Raw genomic sequence first — 22,732 nt, forward strand, 5'->3', positions numbered from 1 at the left:
ATTCACCATAATCATTTACGCTGTTTTTAATCTCTCTTTAAGAATTTAGCGAATAGAGCTACAAACAACATTCCTCGTTTTCTATTGATAGAATTTGCTAAATTCAATGCCTTACGAAATGGAGGTCTTGAAATCGTAGACGATCGCATCATTCGTCATCTGAATCATGCCTTCTACGGTTGCAAAGATTGAGCCAGCGTTTTGAACTAATTTTGGAACGTCAAGCGTGGTCTGAATGATGCCGAAATCGCCCGTCATCTCGATCGGAGGCGTTCCATCTTGCACAGTCACAGTTCCTGAAACTTGCAGGGTGCTAGGTTTGACTAATGCTGATAGATCAAAATTTGTTGCAAATGCTCCAAAAGGAGTTGGAATATTCAGAATCGCTTGTCCATCGTTGAAGGTGACATTGCCGCTGAGTGCATTGATTGGAATTGCGATTTCGTCATCTTGGGTTTGAGGCTGGAAATCCAGGATGACTAAGCCATCGTCTAGATTGACAATGCCTGGAGTGCCGTTGAAATTGAATGGATATTGATCAGAGGATTTGAAGTCGATCGATGAAAAATAACTTCCAAAAGGCGTTGTTAAATTAGATATAAGTGCCCCATTACCAAACTCGATCGAGCCTTGGACTGCTCCTGCTGAAGTTGAAAGATCGACATCGATTGTGCCATTTGCGAATGGAACTGTGCCTGAGATCTCTTTGACCAACCTGCTGATGGAGACAACGATATCTTGAGCAGATTGAACCGAATCTGTTTGATCACTGCGGGAAGCGGTTAAACCGCTAGTGACAATTTCTCGGTTTAGGGAATTCGAGAAATCAGGGGGCAATTGAGCGATCGCACTAGTCACTTGCGTGTTGCCCGAAGGGGGTTGTAAGTCTGTTGTCAGTCGTGCTTGATCGAACGTGAGCGTTCTACTTGCTTGCTGGAACGTTGGAAGATCAGGGAATAAAGATGAGGATGCAAAAAAGACAGGTAACCGATTGGGCTTCAGCGGCGATTTTAAGGTAGATGGCTCTAACATAAGGCGACTGGCAACTCCTGTGCTTGTACATTATCAGCCCAGTTACAGGACGGTCTACCTCTGGAGTCATAGATTAAAAGATTTCTACATCTCGACAAAACTCTACCAAAAAACTCGACTAATAGTGATACAGTGAGTCACACCTTAAATAAAGTTGGATTGGGGAAAGTGTAGTGCAAAGCTGCCGCTGTCCCGCAACTGTAAAGCGAGATTTCGCTAAGCCAGAATGCCCACCAGCTTTACGGTTGTTAGTTCTGCGAGGTACAGAATGAGGACTCGGAAATGGATGAGCCTTGCTGCAATGGCAGGGCTGAGTTTGTATTTAGTATTGGGATCAGCAACTCCAGCCCAGGCAATGCACATTGCAGAGGGTTTTTTGCCCGTTCAGTGGGCAGCGTTTTGGTGGGCGATCTCGCTGCCGTTCTTTGCGTTTGGACTGCGATCGCTGACGCGGATTACACGCCAAAATCCTGAATTGAAACTGCTCTTAGCATTAGCTGGCGCATTCACATTTGTCTTATCTGCGTTAAAGCTTCCTTCCGTGACAGGAAGCTGCTCGCATCCCACGGGAACTGGACTCGGCGCAATTTTATTTGGACCTGCGGTAATGACCGTTTTAGGGGGATTGGTGCTGCTGTTTCAAGCCGTTTTGTTAGCGCATGGAGGCTTGACAACGCTCGGAGCCAATTTGTTTTCAATGGCGATCGTGGGACCTTTCGTCGCATACGGTATTTATCATTTAGTGCTGAGAACTGGGAATCAAAAAGCTGCAATTTTCCTAGCTTCAGCATTCGCGAATCTTTTAACCTATGTCACAACTTCGATCCAGTTGGCATTGGCGTTTCCGGCGGCAACGGGTGGAGTATGGGCTGCATTTCTAAAGTTTGCTGGAATTTTTGCGCTGACTCAAATTCCCTTAGCCATTAGCGAGGGCTTACTCACGGTCTTAGTCTGGAATTGGCTACAGACCTACAATCGGACTGAATTGGAAACCTTAAACTTAATGAAGACATGAGACAATCATCGACGCGACAGAATTGGTTCCTTGCGATCGCAGTCATTCTCCTCACTGTGGCTCCTTTGGTGTTTGTGCGAGCAGAGTTTAATGGAGCAGATGGACAGGCACAACAACTGATCGAAGAGAGCCATCCGACTTATGAACCCTGGTTTAAGCCCATGTTTGAGCCTGCGAGTACAGAAGTTGCAAGTTTACTCTTTGCATCGCAAGCAGCATTGGGTGCAGGTGTACTTGGATATGTTATCGGGCTGTATAAAGGGCGATCGCAAGGTAAATAAAACCATGCACCTTTGGCTGGATACGCTTTCCCATCGCAATCGATTACGACAACTACCACCGCAACATAAATTACTATTTGCAACGATCGTACTGTTGATTGCTCTGATTGCAACTCCAATCATTCAGATCGCGATCGCAATCTGGCTAGGAATTTGGATTGTCATCTATGCTCAAATTCCTTGTCGTATCTATTTACGGTTGCTCAGTCTTGCGATCGGGTTTTGGCTGATCAGTATTCCAGCCTTGATCCTGGGGATTGCGGATCGCTCGGCAAGCGATGCAGTTTTGGGTTTCTCACTTGGATCGACTTACTTTTATTTGAGCCAGCAAGGGATTTTACAAGCTGTCGTCATCTTGACTCGGACACTTTCGACAGTCTCGTGCTTATATTTCGTCTTATTCACAACCCCATTTACAGAAATATTACAAGTTCTCAAACAAATCAGATGTCCAGAGGTACTCACAGAACTGCTGATGCTGATGTACCGATTCATTTTTATTTTGCTCTCAACTGCTCGTGAACTTTGGATTGCTCAACATTCACGCAATGGTTATCGCAGTGTCCGACGCTGGTTTTATAGCTTGAGTCTGCTGATCAGTCAGCTTTTTCGTAAAACAATGGAGAACTATCAACAATTCGTTTTATCCACTGCAGCAAGAGGGTTTAATGGGGAATTTCGAGTCTATTCGCCACGAACCTATCGCCCTTCTCGACGCTATGCGATCGAAGCTAGTTTAGGATGTCTCATATTGCTTCTTATCAGCCTATGTCGTTAGCCTTTGATCAAGTCGAATATACGTATCCCGGAACCAAAAACCCTGTGATTCAGGGCTTGACGGTAGAGATTCCGATCGCAAAACGAACGGCTTTGATTGGGCAAAATGGCTGTGGTAAAACCACATTGTTTCTCCTGGCAAATGGTTTATACAAGCCACAACGCGGCACGATTGCTTGGAAAGGTCAGACGTTGAGTTACGATCGCCGATCGCTGATCGAACTTCGGCAAAAAGTAGGCTTAGTCTTTCAAAACCCCGAACAGCAGTTGATCGCATCAACCGTTGCAGAAGATATTTCATATGGATTGTGTAACTTAGGCTGGACAGAATCAGAGATCGAACCTGCGATCGCGAAATCTCTAGCCGAATTTGGTTTAACTGAACTCGCTCATCATCCGATTCATCACTTGAGCCTAGGGCAGAAAAAGCGAGTTTCCCTAGCAGATGTCATGGTTCTCAAGCCTGAGCTATTGCTACTAGATGAGCCAACAGCTTATCTAGATCCACTCCACACTCGAATGCTCGCGCAGACTTTAGAAACCATTCATGCCAATGGCACAACCATTCTGATGGCAACGCATGATCTAGAGTGGGTTTATCGCTGGGCAGATTGGGTGATTGTGCTCGATCGAGGAACCCTCGCCCTAGAAGGAACTCCGCAAACTGTTTTCGCTCAGAAATCGATTTTAGACCACCTAAAACTCGGAGTTCCGCTCACTATAGACCTAATCTCACTGCTCAACCACTTAGAGGAACAGCACGGCAACCATCCGATCATCCATCAAATCCGAGAAAGGCTACACCCAAATCAGCCCTAATTCTCAACTAAATTTTCAAAATCTCCCCAATTCCCGAAAACACCTACGCCTGCGCCTGCTGTGCTTCCCACAAATCCGGCACAGTCTTCCCCTGCCGACGCAATTCTGAATCCAGAAATAACCAATACAAAATCTCTTCGGCTCGATCGCGTTCTTCACGAATTTGATCTAGATGCCGCGCCATATCTTCGTACTGAGTTTCATCTGTACAGGCAAACGCTTGATTAAACTCTGCCCAATGCCGATCTTGAATCAATCGGAATCGATACGCATATTCATCTATCACTGGATCTTCGACCATCCAGCAGTGATCGATTACATAAAGCACATCCGATCGAGAGACAGGTTGCATACCTACTTAGTATCCTTAAATACACGATATTCCGTCACGTATTATGTCAGGCATCGGGCAATTGGACAGAAATTTTAATCGATCGTCAGAGAGATCATAGGGCAAAAATGTCAGACAAACGCCAGAAAATAAAAAAATCTGAATCTAAATGAACAGTTTTTAATATGGAGTTTTGCAAAATAAATCCAATCTCCTAAACTAAATCCGCTAAGTTAAAAGAATTAGAAGCCTCTCATCGTTTTGCCCTTCTCTTCTATATGAAAATTCGACTAGACCGGAAGCTGCCTTCTTGCCCCAAACTGCTTCTCTGTACTGTTACCAATGCCGCATTTGAAGTCGGCAATATTCGCATTTTCCTCTATACCGATCGCGGACTGTTGCTCGGTGATATCTCACCGGATTGTTTAAGACTCTCTTCTTCCGAAATTCGTCAGAAATTAAGAGAACAAGCCTGTGCAATCTTACATCCTGAAGAAGCAGGCTGCGATCACGATGCTAGCCCGACTCGAGAGCGAGCGTTAGAACTCTTGCAAGCTGCTCAAGAAAAGGTAAAATTTCCCAGTGCATTCGATTGGTGGATCAAAAAATTTGAGATCTTTTCTGAAGAATCTCAAGAGATCGAAGCAGCGCGCACGGGACTTTCAGACTATTACGTTTTGGAGCGATCGCGCTTACAAAAAATCTTGGACGACGATCGCGAATAGAGATCATCCCCACATCGATCGCAGTTTGCGCTAGTGTTGAAACGTGGTCATGGATTTAATCGATCGTGCTGTCGTTGCAAAAGATTACGCTTGGACTTGTAAGCTTATGTTTGTTCGCGAGTTGTTCTAACACACCCGCTGCGAATTCAGTTCGGGATGCGTTGTCCGCAGATCCGCGCCTGACAAACAGTTCGCCTAGCCCACAAGCTTCTCCGAGTCCTTCGCCTTCTGACTCTCCAACTCCTTCCCCTGAAACAACGACAGAGCCGAGTCCGACTCCCTCTGCCACTCCGGCTCCGACTGTTGATTCTTCTAGTTCCTTCTCAGATCTCGATAAAGCACCGCAAGCCCTCCGCCAAGCGGTCAAAGAGACGGCTGAATTAGGGATTCTCACGCATAGCAATTCAGCAAAAGCCAATGAATCAACTGTATTTGAACCAAACAAAAATGTAACTCGACGGGTCTATGCGCGATGGCTCGTTGCTGCGAATAACCGCATTTACAGCACTCGTCCTGCTCGTCAAATTCGGTTAGCAGTTGAATCCTCAACGCCTGCTTTTAAAGACGTTCCCACAAAAGATCCTGACTTTGCTTCAATTCAAGGCTTAGCTGAAGCAGGATTGATTCCAAGCTCTTTGTCTGGCGATTCAACCGCAAGTCTGTTTCGTCCCGATGCACCACTGACGCGCGAGGATTTGATTTTGTGGAAGATTCCGGTCGATACTCGTCAAGTTTTGCCAAATGCCACGATCGAATCTGTCAAGCAATCCTGGGGCTTCCAAGATGCGAACAAAATTGATGCAAAAGCATTGAGAGCTGTCTATGCTGACTTTCAGAATGGCGATCAAGCGAATATCCGCCGAGCATTTGCTTACACGACTCTGTTTCAACCGAAACGCCCTGTAACCCGTGCGGAGGCTGCTGCAGTTCTCTCGTATTTCGGCTTTCAAGGCGATGGCATCTCGGCTCAAGAAGCGTTGAAAGGCACGCCTAAGCCTTAATTTAGGTGCATAGATAGCAAGCCCCAAAAGCTGGATATGCACATTGATAAGCTGGAATTGCATGTGTTGAGATTTATCAATTTCAACACATCGATCTTAGAATCTCTTACTATCACAGAGGTTTTTGATCATCCATCATCATTCATGTCAAATTTTTTCAAGGTTAGTGTTTTCCTTTCAGGAATCATTGCGATCGCTCTATCTACCCCGGCTCAAGCTGCTGTCACGACTCAGTGCCAAATTCAGTCTCGCGAAGGTCAGCCTAGCCCGTTAGCCATGCGGGCATTGTTCACACTAGAGTCTACTTCAGACGGAAATGTAGCAGTCACTTACACGAATTTGCCCTCTCCAGTAGGTGTAGGTCAGCCCGTGACGATCGAACAAACGCGTAAAATGATTTTCTACAACTCTACGATTCCCGCTGTTCGGCAGCAAATGTTGAGTAATCCGACCTTCTTTACTGAACTGCGCGGATTTTCTGACCCCGAAGGGTTTAAGCCGTTTAACGATTTGCTCGTTTGCCGATCAGTTGGAGCAGATAAGCCTCAATCAAGTCCACCTCAATCAAGTCCACCTCAATCAAGCACGCCTCAGCCAGGTGCAGCGATCGCTGATCTCGTCGATGGCTCATATCGATACTGGAACGATGCGCCTTCGATGAATGTTACTGACAAGCAGCTCAGACCCGGAAGTTTTACTTTTCTGTTTACTAAAGCAGGCAATCGAATTGTTGGAATCTTTGCCCGCCCTGATGATCTAGCAATATGTATGACCGGAACTGTGAAAGGAAATACCATCTCAGGAGTGGTAAATCTGCCTGTGCGATTTTCAGATGCAGAGGGACGATCGCGGCAAAATAAACCGTTTGATCCGCCAGGATATCTGAAACTAGGCACTTGGTCAAATGCGGGAAATGCGTTTAGTTCTTCTACCCTAAACTTGTCTGAGTTCAATCGCATCAATATCGGACCTCGCAAAGCACCCAGTAGCTGTCGCTAAAGCAAAAAAATGGGATGGTTGACATTCCATCCCATCGCACTACCAAACTTGAACTAGACCAAACTTGAACGAGCAGCTTACTTGGCTTGATTGCGTTGTTGTCTCGCGACATCAAGCAATGCTCCCCATCGCTTCTGAAGCTGCTTGGTTGTGCATTTGAGGATCTGCACAATCTCTTGGTCACTCACACCCGATCGCTTTAACTGCAACAACTGTTGTTGCTCGTCTGAAAGCGTATCGAGAAACATTTCCCACTGATTCGGAGACAAGCCCAAATTTTGATCTAAATCTGCACCTAACCATTCATGCACCAGCTTCCAATTGCCAGACGTGACGAACTTTTCGACGTGGTACTTAAAGCGCTGTTGGAGATAGTCACGCTTGCGAGGCGTAAGCCCTAGAATCTCATCAATTTCTGGAACAGAGAGGTCTTGTAGCTTCAAGGTGAGATAGTCTACACAGTCCTTTTGATCTTGCGATTCTAGATAGTGCATCAGTTCCATCACAACTCGATCGCGCAAGACCGACTCGGAACCATCGCCTTTGTCCGAAACCATCTGCTCTCGAATCATCTGCATCACTGCAGATCGGCCGTACGTGTCTGCTTCATCGTTTTTTGCAGTTTCCATTGCAGTTTCAATATCGACTGCAATCTCTTGCGGTTGTCGGCTCGCAAACCGCTGAGCGCGTAAGATAATGAGCTGCTGATTATGTTGAGAAGGCAGCGTGATCCGGCGCTTTGCATACTGCTCAGTAAACGCCATATATTCTGCTAGCTCTAGCTTCGTTCGAGGCTGATAAGTCTCTGCGAGTTCATTCTCACGCCGAAAAGCTCTTAAAGACTCAGTGTAGAACCCTTGTAAGAAATCTTCAATTAGGGTGTAACGAGCTTGAAAGGTCAGTTGCAAATGAGCGGGTGCAATCGGACGATACACCATGGTACTCAGGTTGCTATGAAGCTCAACTCTGCCGCGCTGAGAGCCAAGCTGATAGTAATGCACGCATTTCTGAGAACGGTAACGGGCAAGCGTCAGCCGCCATGAACTGATCTGTCCAGATGACTGAATGCGATCGCTCTTACTGCAAATGCGATCGACTTCAGTCGCAATGCGGTGAGCGACTTGTGCGATCGTATTCGATTGAATGTTTAACTCAGCTTCAATCTCGGTTTTAAGCAAACTCGCAAGCTGTGCAGTGCGATCGAGTTGGGCTTGAACTGCGTTGGCAGCGATATCTGTTTCTGGCATAGGTACTGTCAGCAGAGAAGAATCGCGCGGGGTAGATTGGGTAGACTTTGCTTTCATGAGAATCCTGACTTGGTAGTGCACATCAGTCGCTACACGCAGATCCAGCAGCGCTTCGGGAAGAGTTCCCAAATCGTGTGTCAGTTTCTGGTCTGGTTACATACGATGTGAGGCTGGTATAAAGTGTTTGTCCCGTTTGAGAGTCGCAAAGTTCCAAGTGTTCGTAGTTCAAGGGCATTCGATCGCATAAGAGGATGAATCGAGTGTACCCCCCAAGTCGTGACAGTCACCAAAGTGGCGAGAGTTGGGCGATGGCTGTTATTCCAACACCCAGTCTGCAGCAGTTTCCCATCCTAATCCCTTGCGAACAATTTCAGGCTCGTCATTTGTTAAATCCAAAATGGTTGAAACCAGTTGAGTCGGTTCTTGTCCCGTATCGACAATTACATCCACCAGTCGATCCATGCTGTCAAAAAGTTCCGGTAAAGAAAGATTTTCAGGGTCACGGACTTTGAGCGGAACCGTTTCATCTTCAACCGGAATATGGGCAGACGTGGAAATGATCGGATTGTCGATCGCTTTTAACAATGCCTGACAGACCGGATGATCGGGAACTCGAATCCCGGTAGTTCTGCGCTTCGGACTCATCACCAATTTTGGAACGAGTTTGGTGGCAGGCAGAAGAAACGTGTAACTACCAGGAATCAGACTGCGCATGATGCGATAGGCACGATCGCTCACGACCGCATAATGAGCAATATTCGATAGCGATGAGCAAAGGAAGGTCAGCGGTTTGTCGTTAGCAAGTTGTTTGAGTTGCCGAACGCGCTGAATGGCAGATTTTGAATTGAGATCGCACCCGATCGCGTAAACGGTATCGGTTGGGTAGAGCATGACTGCGCCGTTGCGGAGTTCAGCCACGATTTGGTCGATCGTGCGGGATTGGGGATTGTCGGGATGGAGTCGGTAAAGCGTTGCCATAAGCGAGTGCGGGTGTAATGTGGAAAATGTCAATTCACCCTTTTCAAAGTGTAATGAGCAAGATTGCGTATCTAGATTGTCCGACTGGAATTGCTGGAGATATGTGCCTCGGCGCACTAGTTGATTTGGGTGTTCCTCTAGCCTATCTGACAGAGAGACTCGATCGCTTAGGAATTTCAGAAGAATATCAACTGAAAGCCGAAACCGTTCAACGCAATGGGCAACGCGCTACGAAAGTTCATGTGATGCTGAAATCTGAGCAGCACCATTCCCATCATCACGAGCACGAGCATTCTCATCATCAAAATCAGCACCATCATTCTGATCATCACCACGATCACCATTCCCATCATCACGAGCACGAGCATTCTCATCATCATGAGCATCATCACGCACATGATCACAATGAATTACGGAATCTGCCAGATATCGAAAAAATGATCAAGGGTGCAAACTTACCACCGAGAGCCGAAGCTTGGAGTTTGGCAGTGTTTCGGCAGTTGGCAGTCTCGGAAGGGGCAGTGCATGGAATTCCGCCCGAAGCAGTGCATTTTCACGAAGTCGGGGCGATCGATGCGATTGTCGATATTGTGGGTACTTGTTTGGGGTTGGATTGGCTGGATGTCGATCGCATCGTTTGCTCAGCCTTGCCCACAGGAGGTGGGACAGTGTGGGCGGCTCATGGTCGCTTGCCCGTTCCGGTTCCCGCTGTGCTGAAATTGTTTGAGATGGGGAATGTACCGATTTATAGCAATGGCATTGAGAAAGAATTAGTCACGCCAACCGGAGCCGCGATCGCAGTGACGTTGGCAGATGAGTTTGGCGCGGCTCCTCGCATGAGAGTCAAACAAATTGGCTTAGGAGCCGGATCGATCGACTTACAAATTCCCAATATGATACGGATTTGGATTGGGGAAGTAGAACATCGGGAAGCATTCCAGAGCATCGCTGTTTCTCCTGCGAAAGATTCCAAAAGTGGCAGGCTCGACTCGACTCCTGAGCAAGAGACGAATACAGAAACGATTACCGTGCTTGAGACTCAAGTCGATGATCTCAACCCCCAAGCGATCGGGTATCTGTTTGAGCAATTGCTAGAAGCGGGGGCACTCGACGTTTTTACTCAAGCGATCGGCATGAAAAAATCGCGTCCTGGGCTTTTATTAACGGTGATTTGCGCGCCTGAACAGGTCGAACGGTGTGAAACGATCGTGTTTCAGGAAACGACGACGCTCGGAATTCGGCGAACCGTTCAACAGAGAACCGCGCTCGATCGACGATTTGATCCGGTGCAGACTGAATTGGGGACAGTGCAGGTCAAAGTGGCATCGCGGCATGGCGCGATCGTCAATGTGCAGCCCGAATACGAAGACTGCGCCAAACTTGCGAAAGCGACACGGTTGCCTTGGCGAGAGGTGCATCGAATTGCGCTGCAAGCCTGGTACATGGCACAGACTGAAAATCTTTCGTAGAATAAAGCCAATTTGCTTCCGTAATTCCACAGAGAAATTCAGCGGAGGAATGGGCGAGTGTGCGAAAACTATGAAAGACGAAGCCTTCGAGGTCAGGATTTCAGTGGGTTAGATTTAACGCGATCGAACTTTCAAAACTGCGATCTGACAGGCGCAAACTTTACCGGAACAACGCTGATCGGCGCGGATTTCAGCGGCGCAATTCTGCGAGTGACCAATTTTCAAGGAGCAAACCTTTCTCATGCTCGGATGATTCGAGTTGATTGCTGCTTTGCAGATTTCTCTCAGGCAACGTTGCGCCATGCCAACCTCTGCGAATCCAATTTTAGTCACGCACAATTCCAAGAAGCGAACCTAGGCGGCTCAGCCTTGTGCGAAACCACTTTTTATCAAGCGATTTTGAGTGATGCTTGGATTCGAGGAGCAAATTTTTTTCAAGCTGATTTGAGACACGCTGTCTTTATCGGAGCCGATCTCAAAGGGGCAAAATTAGAAGGCGCAGATTTAACGCGATCGAACTTTGCCGAAGCGACACTCGAACGCGTCAATCTTAGTTTTGCTTGTCTCGAATCTGCTACACTGCGCAGTGCAAATCTGCAAAATGCTTATTTGAGAGAAGCCAACCTCAAAGGCACAGATTTGCGTGATGCACGAATGTATGAAGCTAACTTCAGACGCGCATTGCTCGATGAAGCAAACCTAGCATGTGCTTTTCTAGCAGGGGCAGACTTCAAAAATGCTCGTCTGTCTCGTGCGAATCTAACCAGCGCAGAATTGCAAGGCGCTTATCTCAAGTTAGCGAATCTGCAAGAGGCAATTCTCGATCGCGCTAATCTGCGCCGTGCCAAGCTCTATGGCGCAAACCTGTATCGGGCAAGCTTAATCGGCACGATTTTAGAGAATGCGAATCTGTGCTTTGTGCAATTGAGCCGAGCAAAATTGCACGAAGCCATACTCGAAGGGGCGGAATTAGAAGGAGCAGACGGATTTAAAGTAGAAATGGCTGGCGCTTGTCTGAGCCGCGCAAATTTAAACACCGCAAAGCTCTGGGGCGCAGATTTGACCGATACGGTCATGCGAGGTGCTGACTTTAGCAATGCGAATCTCAGTCGCGCAGATTTAAGTCGATCGATGATGCGAGGCGCAAATTTCACAGGTGCAACGCTGAATGGTGCAAAGTTAGTAGCTGCGATTGCCACACGATCGAGCTTGAACGATAGTACATTTCATGAAGCAGACTTGACTGAGATTAAGCTGAACCGGGCTTATCTGAGCGGAGCTTCATTTGAAAATGCTATTCTGACCAATGCTCAACTCAGTGGTGCAGCTATGCTTAGAACACACTTCAAGGATGCGAGCTTGCGCGGGGCAAGATTAAACCGAACTTATCTGAGCTATTCTGATTTCACCGCAGCGATGCTCAACAATGCCAACTTACTTGCATCAACTTTAGTCGGTGTGACTTGGCAAAGTGCGATCGTGCAGCAAGCTCGATTTGGTGGAAACCAAGGACTATCCAATTCGCAAAGACGTTTCCTAGAACAGCATGGAGCAAGTTTTAGGACGGAGCCAGTTGACCGCGCATTGCTTCCGACTATCGAGGTTTTAGACGGCTTGCAGAGTGATTTAAGCGATCGCTTATCTGATCTCGATGATGCGTGTGAGAAGCTCCGCAAGACGGTGACAAAACTAAAAATCAGTTGTGAAATGTTGACCCGACAGGGACGATTCGATCGCCTGAATGGGATTCAAAAACAGATTGAAAGAATCGAGCAGGTCTGCGATCGCGCTGCCGCAGACAGCGAGACTTATCAATCTAAAATTTTTGCCTTAACTGAACTAGAGATTGATCAATCTTTTGATCAAAGCGACATCATCATTGAATTACTAGATGGAATTCAAGCGAACAATCTTCAGCTACATCAGCTTACACGAGAAGCATTTGAGCAGATTCGCCGCAACAATCTAGGAGATGAAGATTCAATCATTGATTTGGAAGAACGCAGCAATGAGATTGATTTGAATGTAGACTCGATCCAGGACAACGATTAGACCCTTGCACCGATAATCTCTATAAATCAATGAGAATTTTATTAGTAGAAGATGATACCCAAGTATCTACTGTGTTGGCAGCAACATTAGTTCGTCAGAGTCACGTTGTCGATATTGCTACAGATGGACAGGAAGGATGGGAAATGCTGCAATTTTTTCCCTATGACCTCGTACTCCTGGACATCATGCTCCCCAAACTAGATGGCATCAGCTTTTGCCGAAAATTAAGAACGCATCAACCCGATATCTTGATTATGCTGCTGACAGCTCGCAGCAATCAAGCCGATCGCGTTTTAGGACTCGATGCGGGCGCAGATGATTATATGATTAAGCCTTTTGATCCAGAAGAATTGGTGGCGCGGGTACGGGCACTTCAGCGTCGAGGCATCAGTTCGTCTCCCGTTTTAGAATGGGGCAGATTGCGATTAGAACCTGCCCATCGCAAATTCACCTTTGCAGGTCAACCCATCAATTTAAGACCCAAAGAATATGCCTTGCTAGAGCTATTTCTCCGCAATCCTCAGCGCATTTTCAGTCGGCGTGAAATCCTCGATCGACTATGGGCACTTGATGATGATCTGCCCGATGAATCAACGATCAAAGCCCATATCAAAGGCATTCGCCGAGCGTTGCGCCCAGTCGGTGCAGAGCATTTGATTCAAACGCTATACGGGCAAGGCTACGGGCTAAGTGCGAATGAAGCCATCAACGATGCACCTCAAATTCCGCCCAATCCGCAAGCGGAACGAACACAAATGCTCGTCGCTGAAATTTGGCAACAGGTCAAAGGCTTGAGTTTTGAGCGTTTGAGCGTTTTACAACAAGCTGCAACGGCTCTAAGGACAGGCGAATGCTCCGAAACGCTACGCTCGAACGCCACGCAGAGTGCCCATCAGTTGACAGGTGCTTTAGGCATGTTTGGGTTCTCAGAAGGTTCACAGATTGCTCAACAACTCGAAATTCTGTTTGAGTCTGATCGGTTGCATGAGCCTCAAGTAATTCAGCGAATTGCAGACTTGGTTCATGACTTACAGCAGTATTTAAGAATAAAAGATCAAGCCTCCTCTTCTGAGGCAAGTTCCCAGAATGCAGCTAGTCCTCTCTCTGCCTCTGATTCGACTCCGGTTCCCATTCAAGCGAAAGTTTTAGCGATCGATGATGATGAAATGCTGCTGAACCTGCTGCAAGAAGTGCTGCGTCCCTTAGGAGTCGAGATCATTCCGCTGCCATCTCCATCGAAGCTGTGGCAAACCTTAGATGAGATACAGCCGAATCTCGTGTTACTCGATGTGCAAATGCCCGAAATGAACGGATTAGAGTTGTGCAAGGCGATTCGTGCTAGTGAGCAATGGTGCTGGCTCCCCATTATTTTTCTCACCGTCTGCGAAGATTTTCAGACTCAGAGTACAAGTTTTGAAATCGGTGCAGATGACTATTTGATGAAACCTGTGGTTCCGTCTATCCTGGCGACCCGAATCTTCAATCGCCTTGCTCGCCTGCAAACGATCCAACAACATGCAGTCTCGGAACTCGCCCAACTGTAAATGGAAAATTCGCTCAGATTGCTACTGGTTGAGGACTCGCAGGAGGATGCGCTTTTACTGCTGTACCCCCTACGCAAAGCAGGGTATCAGTTAGAGGTTGAGCGCGTTCTCTCCTTAGAAGCTGTACGCTCAGCGCTGAGTTCCAAAACTTGGGACATGATCATCTCTGACTATGTGCTCCCTGGTTTCACGGCTCACCAAGTTCTAGAACTCGTTCAATCTTTCGACTTAGATCTGCCGTTCATCGTGGTGTCGGGAAGCATGGGAGAAGAAACAGCAGTTGCAGTCATGCGGGCGGGCGCACATGACTATCTCCTCAAAGAATCGCTGAGTCGGTTAGTTCCCGCGATCGAGCGAGAACTGCGCGAAGCGGAAGTTCGACGACAGAAACGACAGGCAGAAGCAGCCCTCCGTCAGGCTTACGAAGGATTAGAAAGCCTAGTCCAGCAACGCACTGCTGAACTGCAAATTGCAAATGAATCGTTGCAACAGTTAGCTGCGATCGTCGAATCTTCCAATGATGCAATTATGAGCACCACGTTAGATGGAATCATTCTGAGTTGGAATAAGGGTGCAGAAAAAACCTATGGCTATTGTCGAGAAGAAGCACAAGGACACTCGATTACAACATTAGTCTGTCGGCACAATCCCGTATACATTGACGAACAGAAAGACCAGCAGACCCAAAAGACTGTTCACTACCGCAAAGATGGAACCGCGATCGATGTCTTCCTAACGATCTCACCTGTCAAATCCTCGGCAGGAATTGTCACTGGGCAATCGTGGATTGTTCGAGATATTAGTGAACTGCAAGCTGTCGAAAAAATGAAAGATGAGTTTGTGTCTGTCGTCAGCCATGAACTGCGCACTCCCTTAACGTCAATTCGCGCCTCGCTCGGTTTGATGCTGATGGGCAGACTGGGCGAATTACCTGAAGCGTATCAGCCTTTTCTGCAAGTTGCCGTGAATAACACCGATCGCTTAGTTCGATTGATCAATGACATTCTCGATCTTGAGCGCCTGAATGCGGCTGAAGTCAACATTTCCCCTCAGCTTTGTAACCTGAACGATCTGATGATGCAATCGCTGCAATTAATGCAGGGGAGTGCGAATGCTGCCAATGTTCAACTGAAAGCAAACACACTGTCCATTACGGTGTGTGTTGACCACGATCGCATGATTCAAACCTTAACGAATCTTTTGAGCAATGCGATTAAGTTTTCTGCGCCGCAGAGCGTGGTGGAACTGAGTGCAGCATTGCATCCTGGAGAAGTTTGGATTGCCGTGAAAGATCAAGGGCGGGGAATTCCGAGTGATAAGATCGAGCGAATTTTTGGGCGATTTCAGCAAGTGGATGCTTCGGATTCAAGACAGCAAGGTGGCACAGGGTTAGGACTTGCGATTTGTAAAAGCATTGTTAATCAGCATGGTGGAAGAATTTGGGTTGAGAGTATATTAGGGGCGGGTAGCACATTCTTCTTTACGCTCCCGATCGATCCGATTTAATTCTATGACTATGGCTGCACATCGCGTTTTGCTGATTGACGATGAAATGGATATTCGCATGGTTGTCAAAGCCACATTAGAACTGGTCGGCGGTATGCAAGTGAGCGTCGCAACTTCTGGCGCAGAAGGAATCAAGACCGCAGAATTTGAACAGCCCGATGCGATTTTGCTCGATATGATGCTGCCGGATATGGATGGGTTGACGACGTTAAAAAAGCTGCAAGAAAATCCCAAAACTTCTCAGATTCCGGTTATTTTTTTAACAGCTAAAACTCAGGTTTTAGATCTGCAATCTTCCATCAATTCTGGTGCGATCGCAGTAATTAAAAAACCTTTTGATCCCGCCATGCTCTCTGAGCAAGTTGCTGATGCGTTAGGCTGGTCACTTCGCTAAACTTATCATTCACCAGTTTTTCACCTTGATTATCCTATGCTTTCTAATGAATAAAATTAGCGTTTTATTTATAAATAGTGATAGGAGTATAAAAATCGGACTTTTGGCACAATTTGCGATGAAATCACTCGTCTGACACTACCCTATGAAGAATTTTCAGGATTTAACTTTTGCTGAGAAATCCGCAAAAATCAGTGTCTTATTGCTCTGTGGAATTGGGGTACTGATTGGGATAAAAGTTGTCCAAGCAAGAGATGTCACGGTCAGAGTGAATCGATGGTTGAGTCTACAACAATTAAAAGGGCAAGTGACCTATTGGCGGAATGCAGGCTCGCGTCCTGCTCGATCGGGCGATCGCTTACAGACCGTTGGAGATGGAGCGAGTACTGGGAGAAACTCCAGCGCAGTTCTTCAGATTGATTTAGGCATTGGGCAAGTCAAGCTGTCAGAAAATACTAGAGTCAATGTGCGTCAGCTAGTGTCTACCTCTAATGGTGGGCGAGTCACCCGCTTAAACGTGGCGACGGGACGAGTGCAAGTGCAAGTTCGTCCTTTTACTAACCCTGATTCGCAGCTTGAGATTGAAACCCCAGCAGGAGTTGCAGGAGTGCGGGGAACTCAATTTGGGGTAAATGTTCAGCAGAGCGGCAAAATGAGTATTGCGACCAATGCAGGGAGTGTGGCATCGAGCGCTCAAGGTAAAAGTGTTCTTGTGAATGCTGGATTTCAAAATTTTACGATTCCAGGCGAGCCTCCGTCTGCTCCGGTTCCGCTCCGCAACGATACGACTTTGAAGTATGAGTTTGTCAAATCGTTTGAGAATGGGGTGAGACGATTGCGATTAGAAGGGCAAGTCGATGCAGTCAATACTGTTCTCGTCAACGAGATTGAGCAGAATACCGATCGCAATGGTAAATTTAGGGTCGAACTGGATACGACATCGTTTCCGCAGGTGCGGGTGACGGTGCTGACTCCGCTTGGACTTCGACGTGACTATGCGCTGGCTTTCCAATAACTTACGACGATTTCGACCAGGCTTGATCTCGATCGTGCTGACTTTAGCGTTGTCATGGCTTGGAGTCTTACAACCGCTGGAACATCTCGCTTATCAAGTGCTCTTTCTGGTTCGTGGGGAGCAGCCTTGGGATTCGAGAATCGTGATTGTCAAGATCGACGATCGCAGTTTGGCAGAATTGGGACGGTTTCCTTGGAAGCGCGATCGGTTTGCCCAACTCTTAAACGTACTAGCCAAAGCAGAAGATAACGTCGTTGCGTTTGATATCATCTGGTCAGAGCCGAGCGCTGAAGATTTACAACTTGCGGATGCGATCGCGCAGCATCAAGCCGTAGTGCTGGCAACAGCTCAGGATAATCTTGGCGTACCGTTGCTTCCTGTCGATTCATTGCGGTCTCAGGCTAGCGCAATGGGGCATATTCGCAAGCAGATTGATGCCGATGGGATTTCTCGCAGCATTCCGGCTTCGCCTCCGGATCGCCCATCTTTTGCAATTGCAACTTTGGAACGGTATTTCATGATGGGCAAGGATGTAACCCTGCCTCCGCCAAATCAACCGCTCTGGTTGAACTGGTCAAGCGCGAGTCAGCATATTCCGAGCTATTCTTTTGTGGATGTGCTGCGCGATCGAGTGCCGATCCAAGCGTTTGAGAACAAGATTATTTTAGTGGGAATGACGGCAACAGGTTATGACGAATTGATTACCCCGTTTAATCGTGCGCCTCCAACGAGTGGAGTCTATCTCCATGCAACGGCGATCAATAATGTACTCCAGCATAAACTGCTACAACCTGTGCCCAAGAGTTGGAGCTTTGGGGTGCTTGTGTTCTTCGGATTGGGTTTGAGTCGATGGCTCGATCGCTGGCAAACGATGACACAAGTTTGGATCGGGTTGGGTTTAGTAATTTTTTGGTTCGGTTACTGTGTCCTTGCTTTGAAGTTCGGTTCAGTTTGGTTCAGTGTTGCGGCTCCGATTTTATTTGTTCTAGCAGTTGTCAGTATTACGATTCTCCAAGAGCGACTCAGCTTAAATGCGATGCTACAGCGCCAAGTTCAAGAACTCTGGAATCGTTACTATAGCGATATTGTGCTTCGCCAAGTTGATGAATCTTTGCTCGTCTCTCCTCAACTTTCTCAGCAACCTGTTTCAATGAGGCGTGTGCAGCAACTTGCAACACTTGCAGAACAATTTGGGCGATCGCATGCCGCTCAAGCTGCGATCGCTCGAAATTTATCGATCGGGTTACTTGCCGCAGATTTAGATGGCTTTATCTGGTTCTGCAATCCGGCGGCGGCAACTTGGCTGAATGTCAAAGTTGGAATGCTACTTCAATCACAATTAGTTCCCAACTGGATCACTCCGCACCAATGGCAGGAAAAATTGCAGCAGTTAACTCCGTTTGAAGTAGAGCGATCGCAGCGCTGGTTTGAGCTGAAATTCGAGCCATTGTTTTATCAGCCTCAAGATCAATCTCCAAGCGGACTGTTGCTGATTCTAGAAGAGATTACAGACCGCAAGCAAACGGCGATCGCGCTTCAGGACTATGCAGATACTCAAACTCAATTGAATCAACGCTTAACTGAAATCAATCAAGAATTAGAAGCATTTAGTTTTGCAGTCTCTCATGACCTACGTGCGCCCTTGAGACGGATTAAAAGTTTTAGTGACATGCTACTTGAGGATCATGTTACGCAACTTGAGGGTGAGGCCAAAAGCTATTTGAACTATATTCAAGCGTCTGTGCAGCGGATGGGAGATTTGATCGAAGATTTACTTAAGCTCTCTCGCATCATTCGATTGGATATGCAGGTCGAGCAAGTCGATTTGAGCCAGATCGCCAGTGCGATCGTACAAGACCTAAAACAGACTCAGCCTAATCGCCAAGTAGAGGTTACGATTCAGGCAGATTTAACAGCCTATGGAGATGCAAGACTACTCAGAGTTGCTCTAGAGAATTTACTAGGCAATGCCTGGAAATACACGAGCCGCCGAGCGATCGCAGAAATTGAATTTGGAGTCATGCCGAAAGCTCCGGTTTTTTTCGTCAGAGACAATGGGGCTGGATTTGACATGGCTCAATCAGGGCGCTTGTTTAATGCGTTTCAAAGATTGCATGCGTATGAGGACTTTCCGGGTAATGGCATTGGATTAATGACGGTTCGACGGATTATCCAACGCCATCAAGGACAAATTTGGGTAGACTCAGAGGCCGATCGAGGGACAACTTTCTATTTCACGACTTTGCCGCCCAATTCCTAGTCCTCATACATGTTTAATCACGCGATCGTTTTCACCATCAATTGATACCCGCGATCGTCATAGCCTACTTTTTGATAAACCTGTTTCGCGCGATCGTTGTCACGATGTACGAGAAGCGAGATCACATCAATTCCCATCTGCTGGCACGACTCCTCGACAAATCTCAGCGTCTTCGTGCCAATTCCTTGCCCTCGACAGTCGGCACGGAGATACAACTCATCTAGAACTGCACTGATCCCACGAAATTCGATACTGTAGCTAAACGTAACAGCTGCATAACCAATCACGTTTTTACGATCGTAAATGAGCCAAATTTTTCCGAGGGTTGGATTGAGCAAAAATTGCTGAAGTGAAACGCGATCGAGTACGGGATCAAACGGCAATTTTTCTAACTTGTGAAACTCTTCAACCAGTTGCAATAAAACATCAATATCTTTCGACGTAGCGACACGATAAGCTACGTTTACATCAATAGACAACATACAAATTTTGTCCTTCTCAAATGCTACGAATCTTGAAACGTGAAATATTCGATCGCACAACCGAGTGTTGGACGCAAAATGATTTGCATCAAACCCTAATAAATTAGAAAAAAGGTAAAAATCTTCCACCTTCGACCTATACCTTAAAACAGGTCGAAGAATAGGGATTAAAATGGCTTAAATTCCAATTTCAATTAACTAATTGTGCTTCCTGACAATGCCCGCTATATGTCTGGAATTCCTTTTAGATAATACATAAAATCACCGTGTTTATTGCCTTTGGGCGCGGAAGCAATCTCAAACTAACTGATTGCTTCTCTAGCTTTAGAGCGCGAGGACTTGTCAAAAGATCTCAACTTTTGCAATTCCATACTCCCAGGGTAATGCGTTCCTAAATTTAAGTCAACTAGAAAATGTTCGAGCTATCCGAACACAAGTTTTTAAATCAGCATCGGTTTTAATTGCTTCACGATCGACATGCGTTAAACTCGCTCGATATCCCAGTTCTTTCAGCGTTTGAATCAAATAATTTGACTTTGGAATATCTAATTTTCCGCGTCTTCCAATCTCCCCTAGGGTATAAAAATAGGGCGGCATTTCTGCTTCAGCTTGCATCAGTTCTAATAAGCGAACTTGCGAGATCCAACCCCATTCTTTTGCAAGTTTAATCATTTGTGTAATCTGCAAAACATCATGTAGTTTTCCAAGCCACATGGCTCCACTGACGACTAGCCATCGCTGGTCATGAGGACAGTGCGATCGCCCTAAACTTCGCCATCCAACGGTTTGATAGGTTCCGCATTCATGACAAAATCCTAAAAATCCATAGTTCTTTTCATTCAATTGAATCGACGATACTAAGCGCACCATGACGCGATAGGTTTGCCCTGTAAAGTAGGAAAATACAGGCTCAATCCCCATTCCTCGCGAGGCTGCTTGCTGTTGAACATTGCCGAGAATTAGCCTCAATCCTTGTTCATGAATGGCAGGATGACTTCGAGCTACTGCGCCATAATCTGAAAGGCAATTGTCTGCGGCACGACCTGTCACCGTTCGCCCATCGGTGCTGGTTAAGTAAATCATTCCCCCGATCGCGCAAGCACTGAGGCAAGCATGAACATAGGGAACTGGAGAGCCAAAGCCATCCACATCGACTAAATCATAGTAATCCTGCTGGTTATAGCAATCAAAAAAGACTCGAATTGCATCACGATCGCTAATTCGATACTGCGTCGATTTCAATTGTGCTAAGTTCTGGTGCAGAATGTCTTGAATGTCAGAATTACTATCATTTGCCCATACAAAGTCCGCTTGGCTTTCGAGGGCATATCTGAGCGATCGCACTCCGCAGCCTGCCATCGCATCCAAAACTCGTAAATGTCCGCGATCGCGTCGATAGATTGCCGCTGCTAAAATTGCCAAATCTCTGACCATTTCAGCTTTTGGATTATAAAAAGCGGAACCGACTTCAAATGTTGCCTTGCCTTCGAGCATTTTAGAACCGTAAATAATGCATCAGATTGGCAATCATCTCACTCGGAAGGGACAATCGTTGCTGAAGATCGACGAGATTTTTGTATTCGCCTCGAATTTGTCGATTTCTGACGATCGCTCTGGCTAATACGGATCGAATTTCTGGAATTTGAGTTAAGTCATTCACCGTTGCTGTGTTCAAATTCACGCGCTGAATCTGATGTAAACTTTCTGGATCGTAATAACAGAATTTCATGATCGGTTCTAACGGCTTCAAGCGCTGAACCGATAAGCCTAAAGCGGCTGCAACATCTTCAATGCAAAGAAATTGCACGCCGAATTCGCTCATTTGGGTTAAAGTTTTGGCTTGATGAATCGACAATCCCGGAAATCTGAGCCAATCATCAACGGCTGCCTGATTCACATCAATTTGTATCCCTAAATCTGCCGCAATTTTAATCTCAGCCAGTGACTGGAAGCGATAGTAAGGATCGTTTTGAATTTTAGACTTGAGCAGAGAAGAAGAGAGCCAGCTTAGCATTTTTGTCTCACATCAGAAGGGATTCGCTGCGGTAGGGTTTTGGGGAAACCCTAAGAGGATGTTTGAAAAGTATCGTTCATTGCATTCACCCGCCCCCGGACTGAAAGTCCAGGGCTAGTTGAACGAAGTCCACTGAAGGGACTAACAGCCAATCAAGATCAGGTCTTCAGTCCTTTTCAAAGGACTTCGCACGGTTAGCCCGGAATTCTATTCCAGGGCGAGATAGAACGGAGCGAGGAAATAATTGATACTTTTCACACACCCTAAACGCCGTTCCCCTTGCTTAGGAGAACCAGATTATTTGATTCGATCGAGCAGTTTCCGCCGTTTCTGTTCAAATTCATACTCTGAAATTAAACCATCTTGTCGAAGCTGATCAAGCTCTCGCAAACTATCGGAAACCGCAACGACTGCATTTGGCTTTGTTCCCCCGATCGTCCCCGTCTCTGGGAGCGGCTGATCATTAAAGTTCGCATCAAACTCATCTGGATTTTGAATCAGATAAAACGCTGCATCAAACAGCCCTGCAATCCAAGCTGCTTTACTCCCGGTCAATGCCAGTGCGACATAGATCAAGCACCACCAGCGCTGCCCCAAATACAGCTTGTGCAATCCAACCAGATGGAAGCCACCCACAATGGGAACGGCTCCTGCTAATGCCAGGATTGCGGCAACTCTTCGGCTTTTGAGACTGCTCAACATAGTCAAATGGGTCAAACTGCGCGAGAATTGCTCCACTATAACCAATCTGCGATCGCTTGTTGAACAAATCTTGATTCAATGGATCATCA

At 46.7% G+C, this 22,732-nt stretch carries 22 protein-coding genes and 1 riboswitch; of the genes, 14 read left to right on the plus strand and 8 right to left on the minus strand.

What is annotated here, in order from left to right:
- Positions 1 to 111 precede the first annotated feature (111 nt).
- Complete coding sequence (locus tag ACMUEV_RS05245; protein WP_190650731.1) at positions 112 to 1,032, minus strand: hypothetical protein; 921 nt, start codon at positions 1,030 to 1,032, stop codon at positions 112 to 114.
- 140 nt (positions 1,033 to 1,172) lie between these two features.
- A riboswitch (adenosylcobalamin (AdoCbl) riboswitch) is annotated at positions 1,173 to 1,312 on the plus strand.
- Here ACMUEV_RS05245 and ACMUEV_RS05250 point away from each other — a divergent pair.
- The 4 genes from ACMUEV_RS05250 to ACMUEV_RS05265 all read left to right on the plus strand — a co-directional run bounded on the left by ACMUEV_RS05250 (position 1,301) and on the right by ACMUEV_RS05265 (position 3,924).
- Positions 1,301 to 2,047 (plus strand): energy-coupling factor ABC transporter permease, encoded by a 747-nt coding sequence (locus ACMUEV_RS05250; protein WP_026148905.1) that lies wholly within the window; start codon positions 1,301 to 1,303, stop codon positions 2,045 to 2,047. (Overlaps the previous riboswitch by 12 nt.)
- Positions 2,044 to 2,328: an energy-coupling factor ABC transporter substrate-binding protein gene (locus ACMUEV_RS05255; RefSeq protein WP_190650730.1), complete on the plus strand. Its 285-nt coding sequence runs from the start codon at positions 2,044 to 2,046 to the stop codon at positions 2,326 to 2,328. The genes ACMUEV_RS05250 and ACMUEV_RS05255 overlap by 4 nt, the downstream gene beginning before the upstream one ends.
- Positions 2,329 to 2,332: 4 nt before the next feature.
- Positions 2,333 to 3,106 carry a cobalt ECF transporter T component CbiQ gene (gene cbiQ, locus ACMUEV_RS05260; protein ID WP_190650728.1) on the plus strand — a complete coding sequence of 258 codons (774 nt, stop codon included), beginning with the start codon at positions 2,333 to 2,335 and terminating at the stop codon, positions 3,104 to 3,106.
- The gene (locus tag ACMUEV_RS05265) at positions 3,097 to 3,924 is read left to right on the plus strand and encodes an energy-coupling factor ABC transporter ATP-binding protein (RefSeq protein ID WP_017290312.1); all 828 of its coding nucleotides are present in this window, start codon (positions 3,097 to 3,099) and stop codon (positions 3,922 to 3,924) included. Before cbiQ ends, ACMUEV_RS05265 begins: the two co-directional genes overlap by 10 nt.
- Positions 3,925 to 3,967: 43 nt before the next feature.
- Here ACMUEV_RS05265 and ACMUEV_RS05270 read toward each other — a convergent pair whose 3' ends face one another.
- On the minus strand, positions 3,968 to 4,276 hold the full coding sequence (locus tag ACMUEV_RS05270; protein WP_017290311.1) for a hypothetical protein: 309 nt from the start codon (positions 4,274 to 4,276) through the stop codon (positions 3,968 to 3,970).
- A gap of 257 nt (positions 4,277 to 4,533) precedes the next feature.
- Between ACMUEV_RS05270 and ACMUEV_RS05275 the strand changes: the two genes are divergently transcribed.
- The 3 genes from ACMUEV_RS05275 (at position 4,534) to ACMUEV_RS05285 (ending at position 6,980) form a co-directional block, all read left to right on the plus strand.
- Positions 4,534 to 4,980 (plus strand): hypothetical protein, encoded by a 447-nt coding sequence (locus ACMUEV_RS05275; RefSeq protein ID WP_190650726.1) that lies wholly within the window; start codon positions 4,534 to 4,536, stop codon positions 4,978 to 4,980.
- A 65-nt stretch (positions 4,981 to 5,045) separates the two neighbouring features.
- Complete coding sequence (locus ACMUEV_RS05280; protein ID WP_415354736.1) at positions 5,046 to 5,981, plus strand: S-layer homology domain-containing protein; 936 nt, start codon at positions 5,046 to 5,048, stop codon at positions 5,979 to 5,981.
- A 144-nt stretch (positions 5,982 to 6,125) separates the two neighbouring features.
- Positions 6,126 to 6,980, plus strand: coding sequence for a hypothetical protein (locus ACMUEV_RS05285; protein ID WP_190650724.1), 855 nt, complete (start codon positions 6,126 to 6,128; stop codon positions 6,978 to 6,980).
- Between the two features lie 77 nt (positions 6,981 to 7,057).
- Here the strand turns inward: ACMUEV_RS05285 and ACMUEV_RS05290 are convergent, their stop codons facing one another.
- On the minus strand, positions 7,058 to 8,227 hold the full coding sequence (locus ACMUEV_RS05290; RefSeq protein ID WP_190650764.1) for a HetZ-related protein: 1,170 nt from the start codon (positions 8,225 to 8,227) through the stop codon (positions 7,058 to 7,060).
- 315 nt (positions 8,228 to 8,542) lie between these two features.
- On the minus strand, positions 8,543 to 9,205 hold the full coding sequence (locus tag ACMUEV_RS05295; protein ID WP_190650721.1) for an L-threonylcarbamoyladenylate synthase: 663 nt from the start codon (positions 9,203 to 9,205) through the stop codon (positions 8,543 to 8,545).
- A 53-nt stretch (positions 9,206 to 9,258) separates the two neighbouring features.
- Here ACMUEV_RS05295 and larC point away from each other — a divergent pair, with 53 nt between their 5' ends.
- The 7 genes from larC (at position 9,259) to ACMUEV_RS05330 (ending at position 19,445) form a co-directional block, all read left to right on the plus strand.
- Complete coding sequence (larC, locus tag ACMUEV_RS05300) at positions 9,259 to 10,674, plus strand: nickel pincer cofactor biosynthesis protein LarC (protein ID WP_190650719.1); 1,416 nt, start codon at positions 9,259 to 9,261, stop codon at positions 10,672 to 10,674.
- 57 nt (positions 10,675 to 10,731) lie between these two features.
- Entirely contained in the window at positions 10,732 to 12,726 is a 1,995-nt protein-coding gene (locus tag ACMUEV_RS05305; RefSeq protein WP_190650717.1) for a pentapeptide repeat-containing protein, read from the plus strand.
- Positions 12,727 to 12,755: 29 nt separating this feature from the next.
- Positions 12,756 to 14,270, plus strand: coding sequence for a response regulator (locus tag ACMUEV_RS05310; protein ID WP_190650715.1), 1,515 nt, complete (start codon positions 12,756 to 12,758; stop codon positions 14,268 to 14,270).
- Positions 14,271 to 15,776 carry an ATP-binding protein gene (locus ACMUEV_RS05315; RefSeq protein ID WP_190650713.1) on the plus strand — a complete coding sequence of 502 codons (1,506 nt, stop codon included), beginning with the start codon at positions 14,271 to 14,273 and terminating at the stop codon, positions 15,774 to 15,776. It abuts the gene before it with no gap.
- Positions 15,777 to 15,780: 4 nt separating this feature from the next.
- On the plus strand, positions 15,781 to 16,170 hold the full coding sequence (locus tag ACMUEV_RS05320) for a response regulator (protein WP_415354737.1): 390 nt from the start codon (positions 15,781 to 15,783) through the stop codon (positions 16,168 to 16,170).
- 145 nt (positions 16,171 to 16,315) lie between these two features.
- Positions 16,316 to 17,185 (plus strand): FecR domain-containing protein, encoded by an 870-nt coding sequence (locus ACMUEV_RS05325; protein WP_190650711.1) that lies wholly within the window; start codon positions 16,316 to 16,318, stop codon positions 17,183 to 17,185.
- The gene (locus tag ACMUEV_RS05330; RefSeq protein ID WP_190650709.1) at positions 17,166 to 19,445 is read left to right on the plus strand and encodes a CHASE2 domain-containing protein; all 2,280 of its coding nucleotides are present in this window, start codon (positions 17,166 to 17,168) and stop codon (positions 19,443 to 19,445) included. The genes ACMUEV_RS05325 and ACMUEV_RS05330 overlap by 20 nt, the downstream gene beginning before the upstream one ends.
- A 17-nt stretch (positions 19,446 to 19,462) precedes the next feature.
- Here the strand turns inward: ACMUEV_RS05330 and ACMUEV_RS05335 are convergent, their stop codons facing one another.
- The 4 genes from ACMUEV_RS05335 to ACMUEV_RS05350 all read right to left on the minus strand — a co-directional run bounded on the left by ACMUEV_RS05335 (position 19,463) and on the right by ACMUEV_RS05350 (position 22,643).
- The gene (locus ACMUEV_RS05335; RefSeq protein WP_017290297.1) at positions 19,463 to 19,927 is read right to left on the minus strand and encodes a GNAT family N-acetyltransferase; all 465 of its coding nucleotides are present in this window, start codon (positions 19,925 to 19,927) and stop codon (positions 19,463 to 19,465) included.
- Positions 19,928 to 20,329: 402 nt separating this feature from the next.
- Positions 20,330 to 21,421 (minus strand): tRNA (guanine-N1)-methyltransferase, encoded by a 1,092-nt coding sequence (locus ACMUEV_RS05340; RefSeq protein WP_190650708.1) that lies wholly within the window; start codon positions 21,419 to 21,421, stop codon positions 20,330 to 20,332.
- A gap of 1 nt (position 21,422) precedes the next feature.
- Positions 21,423 to 21,941 carry a ComEA family DNA-binding protein gene (locus ACMUEV_RS05345; RefSeq protein ID WP_190650706.1) on the minus strand — a complete coding sequence of 173 codons (519 nt, stop codon included), beginning with the start codon at positions 21,939 to 21,941 and terminating at the stop codon, positions 21,423 to 21,425.
- Between the two features lie 297 nt (positions 21,942 to 22,238).
- Positions 22,239 to 22,643, minus strand: a complete 405-nt coding sequence (locus tag ACMUEV_RS05350; protein ID WP_190650704.1) for an SHOCT domain-containing protein — start codon at positions 22,641 to 22,643, stop codon at positions 22,239 to 22,241.
- Positions 22,644 to 22,732: the final 89 nt, after the last annotated feature.

This window comes from Leptolyngbya sp. FACHB-1624 (assembly GCF_047649235.1).
In the GTDB taxonomy this organism is placed as follows: domain Bacteria; phylum Cyanobacteriota; class Cyanobacteriia; order Leptolyngbyales; family Leptolyngbyaceae; genus Leptolyngbya; species Leptolyngbya boryana.